This is a genomic window from Actinoplanes sp. GCM10030250, from assembly GCF_042666575.1.
Classification (GTDB): domain Bacteria; phylum Actinomycetota; class Actinomycetes; order Mycobacteriales; family Micromonosporaceae; genus Actinoplanes.
The window spans coordinates 77,809-92,821 of record NZ_JBHTDO010000042.1 but is presented as its reverse complement, the minus strand read 5'-3'; the positions used below and the strand labels follow the sequence as shown (position 1 = coordinate 92,821).

The following is a 15,013-nucleotide window of genomic DNA, read 5'->3' as shown; positions in this document are numbered from 1 at the left end:
GCTGGGCGTGAGAGGGGCCTTTGGGGGCTGGAAGCACCGCTGAGGGCCAGCTGGGTTGGTGGGCTGGGGAGAAGGGTTGGAGGGGTGGGCGGGACCACCGGTTTCAGCCCGGCGGGGGCGTCGCAAGCGGGACCGGGCAGGGAGGTCGCTGCGCGGGGGCAGAGCTCTGCGTCGGTCGTACCGGAAATCGGTTGATCGGAAGGGGAGGGTGAGGGGCGCGCCTGGGATGGGGCACAGTGGAGGGTGGCCGCGGAGGGCGCACCCGGCGGCGGTCAAGGGGTAGGTCAGGGGGTGTAGAGGGAGCGGTAACGGCTGCTGGAGGCGGTGTTGGGGAGGCATTTCGGGTCGGCGGGGCGGAGGATGCTGGATTGGGAGGCGGTGCCGTCGCAGCGCTGGAAGTAGGCCTCGTAGGCGAGGTGGGTGGCGTGTGCGGCGAACCAGTCGTGCATCCAGCTGATGAAGTCGGGGTTGTCGCGGCCGGCGTCGGCGGTGGGCATGATGCCCCATTCGCCGACGGAGAAGAGCTTGCCGTGTTGCTGGGCGAAGGCGAAGAGCCAGTCCAGGCCCTCGGGGCGGGCGGCTGTGCGATCGAAATCGGCCTTGGTGGGTGACCAGGGGTGGTGGTCGTAGTTGTCGATGCCGATGATGTCGGCGTAGGCGTCGCCGGGGTAGCAGTTGGTGCTCAGGCCGCCGCACAGGGCTGCCGGTGAGTTGTGGGCGTTGATGGTCCAGTCGAGGACGACCGCGGGGTTGGTGGAGCGCAGGGCGTCGGCGGCGCGGCGGTAGCAGGCCAGGTAGTCGGCGGTGTTCAGGCCACGCCAGCCCATGGTGGACTCGTTCATCTCCCAGCCGAGGCGGACAACGGAATCGCCGCGACCGTTTTCGACCATGAGGGAGCCGAAGTCGCGCCAGTGTGCGTCGTAGTCGCCGGCGGCGCAGTCGCCGAGAAGGTCCTCGCCGCCGTCGGGTACCAGGCCCTGGGAGACGACCAGCACGCCGTCGAAGTCGGCGAAGAACTCGAACGTCCAGCCGGTGCCGCGGGTCATCGACTCGTAGGTGCTGCGGTCGGTGTAGGTCTGTGCGACGTTGCAGGCGCGACCGCGGCCGGTGCAGAAGGTGCGGACGGATGCGCTGTTCAGGACGGGGTAGCCGTTGACGCCGGAGAGGCCGTTGGTGCCTGGCCAGACGCCGGGTTCGCGTGGCAGGGAGAGCTGGGTGCGTGCGGAGCGCTTTCCCTCGCTCGTTGCCGCCGCGGCGATCGCGTCCGCTGCCGGGATGAAGGCCGGTGCGACCGGCTGCGAGCTCGCTGCGATGGAGGACGGCGGCGGGGTCGGTGACTGGTTGCGGTCAGCGGGGTCCGGCCGGGCGGCGACGGCGGCGCCGATCGCCAGGACGGCGACGGCGAGGGCCGCGAGCCAGGCCCGGGTGGATCGCTCAGCAGGCACGGCGGCGGCTCACTGCGTCGCGGCAATGATCACGGTACGCAGGGCCGAGCTCTCGCCACCCCGGAACAGGTTCACCGTCACCCGCTCCTCACCCGGCAGGCTGAGCCGCCCGGTCCAGTCGCCACCCGTGTCCGGAACAAGGCTCTCCTCCCGCAGCTCCTCACCCGCCGTATCCGTCAGCACGAGCCGGTACGGCCCGTCCGCCGGAGCCAGCCCGGTGGCGCTGACCTGCACCGCCCGGTTGCCCTCAAGATCAAGTGGCCCCGGCGGGGCGGCCGACAGGCTGGTGACCGCGGTGTCATACGTCCGCACCGAGTCCGCGAACGACCACCACCCGATCCCGGCCAGCAGCACCACCGCCAGGGTCAGCGGCACCACATCGCGGACCAGCCGCCGCCGCGTGATCATTTTCGGCCGGGCCGCGGCAGGGGAGTGGGGAACCGACGGCTCGTCCCCGGGCGCTGCCCGGGCCCGGGCCACCGCGGCGCCGATCCCGATCAGCGTCACCGCCACCGCGATCGACAGCCAGCCCGCCTGGGTGAGCGCACCGCCGATGGCCCACAGCCCGAGCCCGCCGAGCACCAGCACGGCCAGGCTCAGTGCCGGTACCAGCACCAGGCGCTCCACCACGCCGATGTCGCGCCGGCCGGGCCGGAACCCCGCCTCGACGAGGGCGAATCCGGGGAGCACGAAGGCCAGCAGCAGCCCGCCCGGTACGGAGAGCGGGAGCGGCCCGAGCAGGACCGCGGCACCGGCGGCGACCGTCACGCCGGCGAGCGAGCCGGCCCGGACCGTGTTCACGAGAGTCCCATCTGGTAGATCCGGACGTGCCCGTTGTCGTAGAGCCGGGAGGCCGCCGGGATAGTGTCGAACTTGCGCAGGCCGGCGACCGGGATCGGCTCGGTGAGGCGGCCGGCCATCGGGTCGCCCTGGAAGTACGCGTCCGGCGGAAGGGCCTCGCTGAGCCGCTCGTCGACGACCAGGTAGGAGACGCCCCGGGAGCGGGCGATCGCCTCCTCCGTACCGGTCCACTGCTCGGCGTGGAAGAGTTCGCCGACCTCGCGTACCGGATCCATCCGCCCGTAGGTCGAGGAGAGCGCCACCGTGGTGATGTCACCGCCGACCCGCGTGCCGGGCGGCAGTGTCGCCTCCTGCCAGCGGGCCGCGTCCACGCCGAACTCGTCGACCGACCGCTCGTACGCGGCGGGCAGGTACGGTCCCGGCAGCAGCGCCGAGACGGGCGGCCAGCCACCGGTCCGCGCGCCGATCATCAGCACGGTGATCAGCGCGGTACCCAGGTAGACCTGGCCCGCCAGCCGGCGCCCGGTGGTCACCGCGAGACCCGGGGGCAGCGAGGAGCGCCAGCGGCGGCCGCGCTCGTCCTTGGGCGGGATGATCTGCACCGCGTACACGATCGCGATCGCCGCGACGATCGACATCGGGATGTAGGTGAAGGTGGAGAGCCGGCCGGCGATCTCCGGGCCGTTCGCGCCGAGGAAGCGGGCACCGTTGCCGGCGAAGAAGACCCCGCCGCCGATCAGCGCGGCCCACCGCCAGGTGTCCCGGTCCCGGCGCAGCAGCATGTCCCGGCCCACCGCGACGAAGAGCACGAACAGACCGAGCAGACCCAGGCCCTGTACGGCGAGCTGCGTCAGCGGTACCGGCTTGGTAGCCGTGGCGTCCTCGGCGGCACCGCCGAACAGCTGGTTCAGCGAGGCGGCGAGCCCCTCGACGGGCGCCTCCAGGTAGGCGATCACGTCCTGCGCCACGAAACCGATCCACGCGGCGACCACGGCCAGCGCGGCGAGCGGGATGCTCAGCGTGATCCACGGCCGCGGCTTCTCCAGCACCAGCTCGGTCACGGCGAGCAGCACCAGCGTCGCGACGAGCGCGAACGCGGTCACGTGGTGGCTCACGGTGGTCATCGCGATGCCCGCCACGGCCAGGACGGCGAACACCGGGTCGCCGGCGGTGCGCCACCGGCGGTACGCCCACACGGTGAGCATGAAGTACGGCAGCGCGGCCGTCTGGTACAGGAACATCGAGTTGAAGAACAGGTAGTGCATGGCCGTCGCGTACGTCACGCAGGCGACGCCCGCCATCGCCGGTGAGTTGCTGGATCGCAGCACCGCGGCGAAGAGCATGCCGACGAAGATGAGATGCGCGACCCCGGCGACGAGGGTGCCGGCGGCCGTCACGGACAGGCCGGTCAGCTGCGACACCGCCGCACCCATCTCGGCCAGGCCGGGGAAATGCACGGCCGGGGGCAGCGCCTGGTTGGGCCGGAACAGCTCGCCGGACTCGGTGATCAGGGTGGTGGCCAGCCAGTGCTGGAGCTCGTCGGGGAACCGGAACTGGTCCGGGCTGTACATCCACTTCAGCATGTACTGGTTCGCGGCCAGGCCGATCACCAGCAGGAACGACTCGGCGACCCCGGCGAGGCGGCTGAGCAGCCGGAACACCACGGGGGAGAAGACGATGACCTGGCCGGTCCAGTAGGCGGTCATGGCCCAGGAGGACTCGTGACGGCCGCCGCCGTACGCGAGCGCGACCAGCACCACGCCGAGGCTGGAGAGGGCGAGGACCCACGGGGCGTACCCGAGGTCGAACGACCCGCCGGGCTTCGGCGCCGGTTCGGGTGCGGTCGGCACCCGGATGACGACGGTCTCCTCGCCGGCGAGGCGGCTCGCGACCCGGGCGCGGCCGGCGGCCTTGGTCTTCGGGGCCTGCGGGAGCCGGATGATGACGGTGTCGTCGGTGGCCGGCTTCTTCTTCGCCGGCTTGGTGGCGGGCAGCCGGATGACCACGGTCTCGTCGCCGACCGGTTTCTTGACCTCCGGGCGCAGGACGACGGTTTCCTCGCCGGGGATCTTGCGCATGACGACGGTGTCGTCCTTGCCCGCAGTCTCTGCGGTTTCCGCTTTCTTGGCCGTCTCCGCCGGGAGCCGGATCACCACGGTGTCCTCGCCGACCGGTCTGGCCTTCGCCTCCTCCGGCTCTGGCGAAGGATTCGGCTCCGGCTCGGCCGGTTTGTCGCCGGCTGGGTCGCTGTCGTCTTTGTTGTCCGGGTTGTCCTGGGTGAGGACGACCGCCTCGTCGGGTCGCGGGCCCGCGGCTTTCGCGGTCGCTTCCTCCGGCGCCCGTTCGGAGTCGGACGTCGGCTGGTCCCCCATGAAAAACAGCCTCCACAGCTCAGGAACTCCGCCTACTACCAAGAGTAGGCGGAGCATTGCTCCTGGTAACGGTATGCCGGAATGATCAGCGGGCGGTTCCCCGCAGCTTCGCCCGGGCGGCCCGCCGTCCCCGCAGGTACGCGCGCGGCCCGGCGATCATTCCGCGGCGGTTCGCGGAGAGCAGCTCACGGGGGAAGTCGGCCTGCAGCGTCGACACCCGCAGGCTGTCCGAGCCGGTCAGGTCGCGCAGGGCGGTGGGTGCCAGCTTGAGGAGCCGCCAGAGCAGGGCGGGCTGCCGCAGGAGCAGGCTGGTGTACGCGGCGGTCAGCCCGGTCCCGTACCCGACCATCTGTTTGTGCAGGCCCTCGAGGTCCGGACGGTGGTAGTGATGGGTGACCGCGGTCGGCTGGTAGACGATGGTTCCGCCGCTGAGCAGCACCTGGGTGAAGGCGAGCGTGTCCTCGGAGCCCATCGCCGGCGTACCGGCGCCGAGCGCGTTGTCCCAGCCGCCGATCCGCTCGATCACGCCGGGCCGGAAGGTCATGTTCGCGCCGGTGCCGAACGGCGGCAGCGGGTAGAGCGGGCTCTGCAGGTGCGCGGTGTGCGGGCCGAACGTGTCCGGCCGGAACCCGCGGCCCTTGCTGTGCCCGCCGAACTGCTCGAACCACAACTGTGCCCGGGTCTCCAGCTCGGCCGGGACGATCACGCCGGAGACCACGTCGGCCTCCGGGTGCGTCACCAGCGCCCGCGCCACCTCGGCCAGCCAGTGCGGGTCGGCCGTCTCGTCGTCGTCGATCCAGGCGACGATCTGTCCCCTGGTGGCGGCGACGGCCGCATTACGGGCGAACGACAGGCCGGCGTTGGGCTCCCGCAGGTACTCGACCGGTCCGCGGCGGGCCGCCGAGCGCGCCACCTCGGCGGTGGCCTCGGTGACCGGGGCGTTGTCCACCACCAGGATCCGGAAGGCCGGGTACTGCTGGGCGAGGAGGCTGTCGAGGCAGCGGGCGAGCGCACCCGGCCGCTCCCGGGTGCAGATCACCACGGTGATCTCCGGCGCCTGGGCCAGGATCGCGCGCCGGCTCGCCAGGAACGCGGGCTCGGTGGCCGGGACGAAACCGTTCACCGGGACCGGGGCGCCGTTCAGCCGGGAACGGACCGCGGGGCCCAGTTCCGCGTCGATCGCCGCCGCGAGCTGCTCGGGGGCGAGCCCGTACTCCGGCACGTCGACCAGGACGGTGCCGAGCGGCTCGGTGAAGAGCCGGACCAGGGCCCAGGCCTGCTGGACCCGGCGGCCGTCCGGCGCCACCGGGGCGATCGCCGGCAGCGGCTCGGAGAGTTCCAGGTCGAGGACGACAGCGGGACGGACCATGCTCTGCTCGTCGATGTTCGGGGCCATGGTCATCGCTTGCCGCCTCGCTTCGAACTGACCGTTTCGACGACCCCGCCCACACCGGCGGCGGTGACACCGGCGATGACGCCGCCGGCCCGCAGCAGATGGTCGGAGCCCTTACCGGTGGCGGCCGCGCCGACGTGGCGGACCACGGCCTTCGGCAGCGACCACAGGTAGCTGCGCTCGGCGCCGAGCGCGTCGTTCTCGTGCAGGCCGGCCATCTGGACCTTGCCGCGGCCCTCGGCGTAACAGCGGCGCACGAAGAACCGGAAACTGGCCCGCTCGGCGGGGACCTCGTGCTGGATGACGGCGCCCGGGACGTACATCCAGCGGCCGCCGTTCACCTGGCTCATCCGCAGGCAGAGGTCGGTGTCCTCGGGGCGGTTGCGGGAGCCCAGCTTGCCGAAGCCGACCCGGAAACCGCCCGCTGCCTCGAACACGTCCTTGCGGACGATCATGTTGGCCGACCACACGTTGCGGATCGGTGCGGTCTCGGTGGGCATGCCGGCGTACGAGCCGCCGACCGCCCAGAGGAACTCGGCGGGCATCCAGCGGGGTGCCGGGCCCTCCCACGCCGGTTCGATCGCGCCACCCGTACCGATGACCGCCGGGTCGGCGAACGGCTCGATCTGCCGTGCCAGCCAGTGGCGGTCGGCGACGATGTCGTCGTCCAGGAACGCCACGAGCGGCGTCCGCGCATGGAAGGCGCCGGTGTTGCGATTTCCGGAGACACCTTGGGCGTACGCGTTCTGCAGCACCGTGACGCCGGGCAGCTCGCGCTTGATCCGCTCGAACATCGCCGGGTTGTGGTCGACGACGACGACGATCTCGTCGGGTGTGCGGGTCTGCGACCGGGCCGAGTCGAGGGTCCGGGTCAGGTAATCCCAGCGGACCTCGGAGTAGGTGGGAATGACGATCGTGGTGGGGAGGGGGGTGTGGTTCACGGGGGAGCGCTCCTGTGGGGCGGTAGGGCTTCCTCAGCCCGGCCTCGGGACGGCGGGCGGTGCGGCCGGCGGGGCCGAGCCGGGCCCTGGGTCCGGCCGGGTCACTGGGGTGCTGCGGCCCGGCTGGGCCCTGGACGCCGCGGTCCGGCCGGGCCGTCGTTCTCGGGAATCCGGCCCTGGCCGGGGCTGACGAGGGTCAGTCGTCGAAGGAGGCTCGGCTGCGCAGCTTGTTGATGTCCTGGGTGGGCAGGGCGCCGATGTCGTCCATCGCCCGCGCCCGCAGGGCACGCAGGTCCTGGGTCGGCCGGACGCCGAGGTCGTCGCGGGCGGCCGGGGTGGTGCGGACCTTGGTCAGGTCGCGCCGCACGTCCGCCGGGTGGCGGGAGCCGGCCGGGCCGGGACCGGCCGGCGCGTTGACGGCCTGCTGGAGGTTGTGCGCCTCGGCAGCCCGCGGAGCCGGTGCGGCCGGGACCTTCAGGCCCTCCACGAACGGGGCGATCCGGGCGCGGCGCCGGCCACGCATCCGGCCGAACTCGCTGAAGATCGTCCGGAGCACCCGGAAACCGTCGCGGAAGGTGTTCAGGTTGCTCTCGCCGAAGATGCGCTCGTGCTCGGTGCTGCCGACCTCGCCGACCTTCAGCTTCTCCGCCACCGCGCGGATGTTGATCATCGTTTCGATCTCGAAGCCGTCACCCCACAGCTTGCTGCCGTCGGCGGGCCGGGGAAGCCTGATGTCGGGCAGGTCGAGGGCCGGCACGACCGAGCGCCAGAAGGCGTTGTATCCGTAGCACAGGTCGGTGAAGTGCGTACGGAACAGCACGTTCACCACCATGTTGAGCCCGTCGTTGCCCAGCTTGCGCAGCTTGGTGATGTCGTGGCTGTGCCCGCCGTGGCTGAACCGGGACCCCTTCACGAAGTGGTCACCGTTGATCAGCTTGTTCACGAAGAGCGGGATCTCGGCCGGGTCGGTCGAGCCGTCGGCGTCGATCATGACGATGATGTCGCCGGTGCAGGCGGCGAAGCCGCAGGCCAGAGCGTTGCCCTTGCCGATCCGGGTCTGCTGCACGATCACCGCGTCCGGACGCAGTTGACGCGCCACCTCCACGGTGCGGTCCACCGACCCGCCATCGACGATGATCACCTCGTCGATCGTCGACGGGAGCTTCGCGAAGACGTGCGGCAGGTTCCGCTCCTCGTTCAGCGTGGGGATCACGACGCTCACGGTCGGTGAGTGCTCGCGGTGACTGTCGGTGCCTGAATTCACGTGCGAAAGCTCCATGTCGGTCCCTTCCGGGGGCGGCAATGCGACTCGTGACGCGAATTCCGGGGAGGGATCGCACGGCCGCTCGCTTCAGAGCAACAAACTAGCAATGGATTACGCAGCGTCAACAGTGCCGGCGGAAGGTTCAGGTCACAGCCGCATCAAACCTGCCTATTCGCGCGGGGATTGGTAAGCCTTTCGGTCGGCAATTGCCGATCAACAGGGCGACGAAGGCCACAGCAACTACGTAGCGTAACGGTCACCGATCAACTCGGGGGACCAGCTGGTAGAGATCATGGCGAATGACCGAGCCGGTGATCGATCATGAGATACCGGGGCGAGGTGGGCATTACGGACTGTGTTCTGCGGAGTCGGGGCGTCACGCAGAGTTCAAGTGCGGACGGTATTGCGCGGCTGACTACCCTCACGCACGTGGGTACGAGTGAAGAGCAGTGCGTCTGTGGCCATCCGCGCCGGGCGCACGAGCACTACCGGGGTGGCACCGAGTGCTCGCTGTGCGAGGGCGCCGCGTGCCCGCGTTTCCGCAGGGCAGGGGGCTGGTGGCGCCGGCTCCTCGGTGGTAGCTGAGGCGCGCGGTTCCGGTTTCCGGGGCGGGATCCGGGGTAACGGTGACGTCCGGCATGTGGGCTGAGGGCTGCTAAATCCTATTGGATCTGTAGGCTAACTCTCCATTGCCGTACCCGAGGGGGGACCATGCCTCTGCCCGACTTCCTGATCGCCGGCGTCCCCAAGGCCGGCACCACGGCGCTGCACGCCGCCCTGGCAGGGCATCCGCAGCTCTTCCTACCGGCGGTGAAGGAGCCGAAGTTCTTCCTCACCGGCGGGCCGCCGCCCACCGCCGGGGGCCCCGGTGACGTGCAGACCTACCAGGAGCACGTCTGGCGCCGGGAGGATTACGAGGCGCTCTTCGAGCCCGCGCCGCCGGGCACCCTGCGCGGTGAGGCAACGCCGTTCTACCTCTACGACCTGCCGGCGCACGACCGTATCCGGGCGCTGGTCCCGGACGTCAAGATGATCATCCTGCTGCGTGACCCGGTGGACCGGGCGCACTCCAACTGGACCCACCTGTGGGTGGCGGGCCTCGAGGAGGAGGCCGAATTCCTGGCCGCCTGCGAGGCCGAGGAGAGGCGCAAGGCCGAAGGCTGGGCCGATTTCTGGCACTACGTCAGCCTCGGGCTCTACGGCGCCCAGCTCGAGCACCTCTATCAGCGTTTCGCCCGTGACCAGGTACTCCTGCTACGCTACCGCGACCTCAAGGACGCACCGGCCGAGACCCTCGACCGGGTCTGCTCCTTCCTGGGCGTCCGCACCGGTGTGCTCACCTCGATCCCGAGGGAGAACGTGAACCGGCACTTCGTCGAGGACAACGCGGTCAACCGGGTGCTGCGTGGCATGCTGCGCGCCGGTGGCACCATCGGGCACCGCTTCCCGGTCCCGCTGCGGCTCGCCGCCCGGGGGCCGCTGCTCACCCTGCTGCACCGCAAGGAGGGCAACCGTCCGGTGACCACGCCGGCGGAGCGGGCCGCCCTCCTGCCGTACTTCGCCGACGACATCGCCCTGCTCCAGGAGGTCACGGGCGAGTCGTACGACGACTGGCTGAGCCTGGACCGACACGCCAGGGTCCGGTAAAGCCCCTAATCCCGATAGATCATGCAAACTTGACGGGTTCCGTCGCCGTAACCCCCGGGGAGCCGCCTTGACCACTGGAATCACGGCACTGCCACTGCCGAACTGGGAAGAGTCCACCGTGGTGGTGGAGCCGCCCGGCACCGAACCCGGAGCCTGGTCCGGCGCGCCCAGCACGGTGGTGGCGGGAGGCTACGTCTACCTCGCCTACCGCCTGCGCCTGCCGATCGGCGCCGGCCGCGGCATCGCCAACGTCGTGGCCCGCTCCGCCGACGGCCTGACCTTCGAGATCGTCGCCGAGGTGGGCAAGGACCAGTTCGGCGCCGAGTCGCTCGAACGGCCCGCGCTGGTGCGCACCCCCGAGGGACGCTGGCGGCTCTACGTCAGCGCCGCCACCCCCGGTACCAAGCACTGGCGGGTCGACCTGCTCGAGGCCGAGACCCCGGAGGAGCTGGCCACCGCGCCGGCCCGGACCGTGCTCGCCGGTGACGAGACGGCCGCCGTCAAGGATCCGGTGCTGCACCACGACGAGTACGGCTGGCACCTGTGGGCGTCCGTCCACCCGCTCGAGAGCTGGGACGACGCCGACCGGATGACCACGCAGTACGCGACCAGCCCCGACGGTGTGGAGTGGACCTGGCAGCGGACCGCGCTGGCCGGCCGCCCCGGCCGGTGGGACGCCCGCGGCGTGCGGGTCTCCTCGATCCGGGTCGACGGCGACTCGATCACCGCCTCCTACGACGGCCGGGCGACGGCCGGGGAGAACTGGGAGGAGCGCACCGGAGTGGCCCGCGGCGTGCGCCTCCCGGACGGCACCTTCGGCGAGCTCACCGCGGAGGACCGGGAGCCGATCGGCAGCCCGCACTCCCCGAACGGGCTGCGGTACCTGAGCCTGGCCGAGCTTCCCGACGGCCGGCAGCGGCTCTACTACGAGGCGACCCGGGCGGACGGCGCCCACGACCTCCGCAGCGAGCTGGCCTGACCGAGCGTAACCGTCGCGGCGGCGCCCTTTCCGGGTGCCGCCGCGATTCTTTGTGCGCCGGGCGTCCCCTTTCCGCCCGCGCGGCACCATTTCAGGAATAGCCACTCCTCCATTTCTCAGTGCTTTCTCCTGCGCTGTTCCAACCCGGTCATCACCGCATTCCGGCGCGTCCTGTCCATACCCGTTGGGGGCGTGGTCCGCCCGCGGTCGCGTTTGTGGATCGGTGCCCTGGGTAACGGCTCTCCGTGAGCCGCACCGAGCGGCGGAGGAGGGCACGTGCGGACACTGGGCGGGCGGTATCAACTCGTGAACCGCATCGGACTCGGCGGCATGTCCGAGGTCTGGCGCGGGCACGACCGCGTCCTCGACCGCCCGGTCGCCGTGAAGATCATGACTCCGGCCGTCGAAGGCACCCTCGGCGAGGTCGGTGTCGAACTGGTCCGCTCCGAGGCGCGCTCGGCCGCCCGGCTCGCCCACCCCAACGTCGCCGGCGTCCACGACTTCGGCACCTCACCCGGGCCCGATCGCGAGGTCCCGTACATCGTCATGGAACTCGTCGAGGGCCAGACCCTGAGCGAACACCTGGCCGCGGGCCCGCTGGACTGGCGCATCGGCGTGCGCATCTGCGCCGAGGTCGCCGCCGCACTCGCCGCGGCCCACGCCGAGCACGTCGTGCACCGCGACATCAAGCCGGCCAACATCATGCTCACGCCCGCCGGCGCCAAGGTCCTCGACTTCGGCATCGCGGCCGCGGCGGGCTCCAACGACCCCGACCCGGACGGCCCGGTGATGGGCACCCCCGCCTACATCGCCCCGGAACGCTTCGAAGGCATGCCGGCCACCCCGGCCACGGACATGTTCGCGCTGGGCACGCTGCTGTATCACTGCCTCTCCGGCCGCCTGCCGTGGAGTGCCCGCACGAACACCGAGCTGGTGCTGCTCGAGCGATTCCACGATCCGGAGCCGCTGCCGCACATCGACGGGCTGCCCCCTGAGGTGCTCGACCTCTGCTCGCGGTGCCTGGCCAAGGATCCTGAGGACCGGCCTACGTCGCTTGTCGCAGCCCTTCTGCTGGCTGAAGCGGTCGATGCTCGTGTGTATGTGCCGCTTCGTGAGTTCGGACCTGATGTGCCGCGTTCGCCGGCGGTGTCGCCGTGGGATGAGCGGGCTGCGAGCGCGCCCACCACTGCTGCTCCGGCGGCTGCCGCGTTGCCGGTCGAGGCGTTGCCCGCGGGTGTGCTGCCGGTCCAGTCGCGTGATCGGGCGGGCCGTCACCGGGCCCAATGAACCCTTTCATCTGTACGCCTACCGCGCCCCTCCTTCCCCGCGTCACCCCGTGCCGTGGCGGGACAGGCGCACACATTGGACTTGCGTGTGCGCCGGGGCCTATGGCGGGAGTAGAAGCGCTCGTTCGCGTTGCGTGTGCGCTGGCTGCCCCGTCGGGGCGGCGAGGGCCGCTCAGCACCCAGCCGCCGGGTGGACGATGGGTGCCGGGACGACGGAGGAGGGGCTGGAACGGGGTGAGGAGGCGGGGTCAGGGCGCGCGGGGGACCACGACGAGGGGACGGCAGGCGCGGCGGAGCAGACGGGCGGAGACGCCACCGAGGAGGACCCGGCGGGCGGGGCCGTAGCCGCGGGAGCCGCAGAAGAGGACGTCCACCTCGGCCAGGTCGGCGAGGGTCTCGACCACGTCGCCGGAGCGGAGTTCCCAGTTGACGGTGACGCCCGGGACGGATTCGGCGGCCTTGCGGAGGGCGTCCTCGTAGGTTTCGCGGGCGGTGTCGAGGAACGCGCGTTCGGCGTCGTCGCCGAGCAGGAAAGGTACCGCAGCGTCGCCACGGGCGACGACGGTGACCAGGAGAAGGGGGGAGCCGGTGCGGCGGGCGAGGCGGGCGGCCTCGGTCAGGGCGGCGCGGCCGTCCGGGGTGTCCACGTAGGCGACGCCGATCCGGCCCAGCGCGCCGGGTGGCTGGGGTAGGCCGGCCGGGGCGACGGCTACGGGGCAGACGCTGCCGGAGAGGAGGCGCTCGGCGGTGCTTCCGGCGAAGAGGCGCGCGGCGGGGCCGGTCGAGCGGGAGCCGACAACGAGGAGGGCGGCGTTCTCGTGTTCGGCCAGGTCGTGCAGGCCGTGGGCGGCGGAGGTCGAGGCGACGACCCGGTACTCGACGCCGGGCGGGTCGCCGAGGGTGTCGCGGGCGGTGGCCAGGACCGCTTCGGCGGCGCGGTGACGGTCGGCGGTCCATTCGGCGTCGACGCGGCCGGAACCGATGGCGGAGGGAGCCGGGCGCACCACCGCCACGATCAGCGGTAGGTCGAGGGTCTGCGCCGCCCAGCGGCCCAGGGCGAGCGCGTCGGCGGAGGCCGCGCTGCTGTCGGCGCCGACGATGACCGGTCCACCGGTGGGCGCGGTCATGAGAGGGGACCTTTGCGCGGAGCTTCCGGACCACCGTCGCCAGGTCCACCGGGCGAGCCACCCGGCCCGCCGGGCGACGAGGCGCCGGGGGAGTTGCCGGGAGTGCCGGGGCCGGTGGGGGTGGAGGCGGCCTGGCGGAGGCGGGAGTGGCGGTAGCCGTAGAGGGCGTAGATGAGCAGGCCGGCGGCGAGCCAGGCCACGAAGCGGATCCAGGTGTCGAACGGGAGGTCGGTCATCAGGTAGACGGCGAAGAGGATGCCGATGATGGGCAGGAGCGGGGACCACGGCACGCGGTAGGGGCGGGGCATGTCGGGGCGGGTGCGGCGGAGCACGATGACGCCGATGTTGACCAGGACGAAGGCGAAGAGGGTGCCGATGTTGACGAGTTCGACGATGGTGCCGAGGGGAACCAGGGCCGCGAGGATGGCGATCAGAACGCCCAGGCCGATGGTGAGGCGGGCGGGGGTGCCGTACCGCTGGTTGACGGTGGCCAGGCGGCGCGGCAGGAGGCCGTCGCGGCACATGGCGAAGAAGATGCGGGTCTGGCCGTAGAAGATGACCAGGACCACGCTGGTGATGGCGACCACCGCGCCGAGGGCGAGGATCGCGGCCGCCCAGCTCATGCCGGCGCCTTGGTCGAGGGCGGCGGCGAGGGGTGCGTCGCTGCCGGCCATCTGTTCCGGGGTGGCGATGCCGATGGCCCCGGTCACGGTGAGCACGTAGAAGATCGTGCAGAGCACCAGCGAGCCGAGGATGGCCACGGGCAGGTCCTTGGCGGGGTTGCGGGCTTCCTCGCTGCCGGTGGAGACGGCGTCGAACCCGATGTACGCGAAGAAGATGATCGCCGCCGCTGAGGTGACACCGTCGACGCCGGCGGGGGCGAAGGGGGTGAAGTTGCCGGTGCTGAAGTTCGCGAAGGCCACGACGATGAAGAAGATGAGGACGGCCAGCTTGATCACGACCATGATCAGGTTGGCGCGGGCGCTCTCGGTCACGCCGCGGACCAGCAGGAAGGTGATCGCCAGGACGATGAAGACGGCCGGGAGGTTGAAGACGCCGCCGTTCTCGGGGGACTTGGCTATGGCGTCGGGGAGCGCTACGCCGAACGCCGAGTCGAGGAACGCGTTGAGGTTGCCGCCCCAGCCGACCGCGATGGCGGCGACCGACACGCCGTACTCCAGGATCAGGTCCCAGCCGATGATCCAGGCGACGAGTTCGCCGAGGGTGGCGTAGGCGTAGGTGTAGGCGCTGCCGGAGACCGGGATCGAGGACGCCAGCTCGGCATAGGACAGTGCGGAGAACGCGCACGCCACGGCCGCCAGGATGAACGACAGGATGACCGCGGGCCCGGCGAGGGCCGAGCCCTTGCCGATCACCACGAAGATGCCGGTGCCGATGATCGCGCCGACGCCCATGGCGGTGAGCTGGGTGGCGCTGACCGCGCGTTTGAGTGCGGTGCCCTGCTCGCTGGTCTCGGTGATCAGCGTTCCGACGTCGCGGATCGCGAAGATCCCCGCCCGCTGTCCGGATCCGGCCATGGTGCGCCTCCCCCCTCAGCGGCGGCGTCGCCGCCGTTCTGACACCGTGGCCGAGTTCGCGGGACCCTCGCAAGACGATCAGCGCGATACGCAGAAACCGCTCACCCGAGTTGCCGCACCGGCGATTCCGTGGGTCAGAGACGCGAAAACCCCGTTGGCGTACGCGTTGTGCGCCGTTGTCGGTGAAGCGGGAGGCAGCCTGCGAGGTGTTCGCGGCGTT

The 15,013-nt window shown here is 71.4% G+C and carries 11 protein-coding genes; 3 read left to right on the top strand and 8 right to left on the bottom strand.

Annotated elements, in window-relative coordinates; all coding sequences use genetic code 11:
* Window positions 1-284 precede the first annotated feature (284 nt).
* From ACFQV6_RS37480 to ACFQV6_RS37455, 6 genes are all read right to left on the bottom strand, one after another.
* Window positions 285-1,445 (bottom strand): glycoside hydrolase family 26 protein, encoded by a 1,161-nt coding sequence (locus ACFQV6_RS37480; RefSeq protein WP_378032442.1) that lies wholly within the window; start codon window positions 1,443-1,445, stop codon window positions 285-287.
* 9 nt (window positions 1,446-1,454) lie between these two features.
* Window positions 1,455-2,246: a DUF1616 domain-containing protein gene (locus tag ACFQV6_RS37475; RefSeq protein ID WP_378032441.1), complete on the bottom strand. Its 792-nt coding sequence runs from the start codon at window positions 2,244-2,246 to the stop codon at window positions 1,455-1,457.
* Entirely contained in the window at window positions 2,243-4,618 is a 2,376-nt protein-coding gene (locus ACFQV6_RS37470) for a hypothetical protein (RefSeq protein WP_378032440.1), read from the bottom strand. The genes ACFQV6_RS37475 and ACFQV6_RS37470 overlap by 4 nt, the downstream gene beginning before the upstream one ends.
* Before the next feature lie 85 nt (window positions 4,619-4,703).
* The gene (locus ACFQV6_RS37465) at window positions 4,704-6,020 is read right to left on the bottom strand and encodes a glycosyltransferase family 2 protein (RefSeq protein WP_378032439.1); all 1,317 of its coding nucleotides are present in this window, start codon (window positions 6,018-6,020) and stop codon (window positions 4,704-4,706) included.
* Window positions 6,017-6,952: a glycosyltransferase family 2 protein gene (locus ACFQV6_RS37460; RefSeq protein ID WP_378032438.1), complete on the bottom strand. Its 936-nt coding sequence runs from the start codon at window positions 6,950-6,952 to the stop codon at window positions 6,017-6,019. The genes ACFQV6_RS37465 and ACFQV6_RS37460 overlap by 4 nt, the downstream gene beginning before the upstream one ends.
* A gap of 196 nt (window positions 6,953-7,148) precedes the next feature.
* Window positions 7,149-8,165 (bottom strand): glycosyltransferase family 2 protein, encoded by a 1,017-nt coding sequence (locus ACFQV6_RS37455; protein ID WP_378032437.1) that lies wholly within the window; start codon window positions 8,163-8,165, stop codon window positions 7,149-7,151.
* A gap of 762 nt (window positions 8,166-8,927) precedes the next feature.
* On the opposite strand from ACFQV6_RS37455, the gene ACFQV6_RS37450 reads away from it, so the two are divergent.
* The 3 genes from ACFQV6_RS37450 (at window position 8,928) to ACFQV6_RS37440 (ending at window position 12,129) form a co-directional block, all read left to right on the top strand.
* The gene (locus tag ACFQV6_RS37450; RefSeq protein ID WP_378032436.1) at window positions 8,928-9,863 is read left to right on the top strand and encodes a sulfotransferase domain-containing protein; all 936 of its coding nucleotides are present in this window, start codon (window positions 8,928-8,930) and stop codon (window positions 9,861-9,863) included.
* Window positions 9,864-9,930: 67 nt separating this feature from the next.
* On the top strand, window positions 9,931-10,842 hold the full coding sequence (locus ACFQV6_RS37445) for a hypothetical protein (RefSeq protein WP_378032435.1): 912 nt from the start codon (window positions 9,931-9,933) through the stop codon (window positions 10,840-10,842).
* Between the two features lie 276 nt (window positions 10,843-11,118).
* Window positions 11,119-12,129 (top strand): serine/threonine-protein kinase, encoded by a 1,011-nt coding sequence (locus ACFQV6_RS37440; protein ID WP_378032434.1) that lies wholly within the window; start codon window positions 11,119-11,121, stop codon window positions 12,127-12,129.
* 247 nt (window positions 12,130-12,376) lie between these two features.
* On the opposite strand, the gene ACFQV6_RS37435 is transcribed toward ACFQV6_RS37440, so the two are convergent.
* A complete protein-coding gene (locus ACFQV6_RS37435) occupies window positions 12,377-13,255 on the bottom strand; it encodes a universal stress protein (protein ID WP_378032433.1) in 879 nt (292 codons plus the stop codon).
* Window positions 13,252-14,793 (bottom strand): amino acid permease, encoded by a 1,542-nt coding sequence (locus tag ACFQV6_RS37430; RefSeq protein ID WP_378032432.1) that lies wholly within the window; start codon window positions 14,791-14,793, stop codon window positions 13,252-13,254. Before ACFQV6_RS37430 ends, ACFQV6_RS37435 begins: the two co-directional genes overlap by 4 nt.
* Window positions 14,794-15,013: the final 220 nt, after the last annotated feature.

Coding starts and splice junctions, on each gene's coding strand:
- ACFQV6_RS37470 (WP_378032440.1), bottom strand. CDS start 4,618: ATGGGGGACCAGCCGACGTCCGACTCCGAACGGGCGCCGGAGGAAGCG.
- ACFQV6_RS37465 (WP_378032439.1), bottom strand. CDS start 6,020: ATGACCATGGCCCCGAACATCGACGAGCAGAGCATGGTCCGTCCCGCT.
- ACFQV6_RS37450 (WP_378032436.1), top strand. CDS start 8,928: ATGCCTCTGCCCGACTTCCTGATCGCCGGCGTCCCCAAGGCCGGCACC.
- ACFQV6_RS37435 (WP_378032433.1), bottom strand. CDS start 13,255: ATGACCGCGCCCACCGGTGGACCGGTCATCGTCGGCGCCGACAGCAGC.
- ACFQV6_RS37430 (WP_378032432.1), bottom strand. CDS start 14,793: ATGGCCGGATCCGGACAGCGGGCGGGGATCTTCGCGATCCGCGACGTC.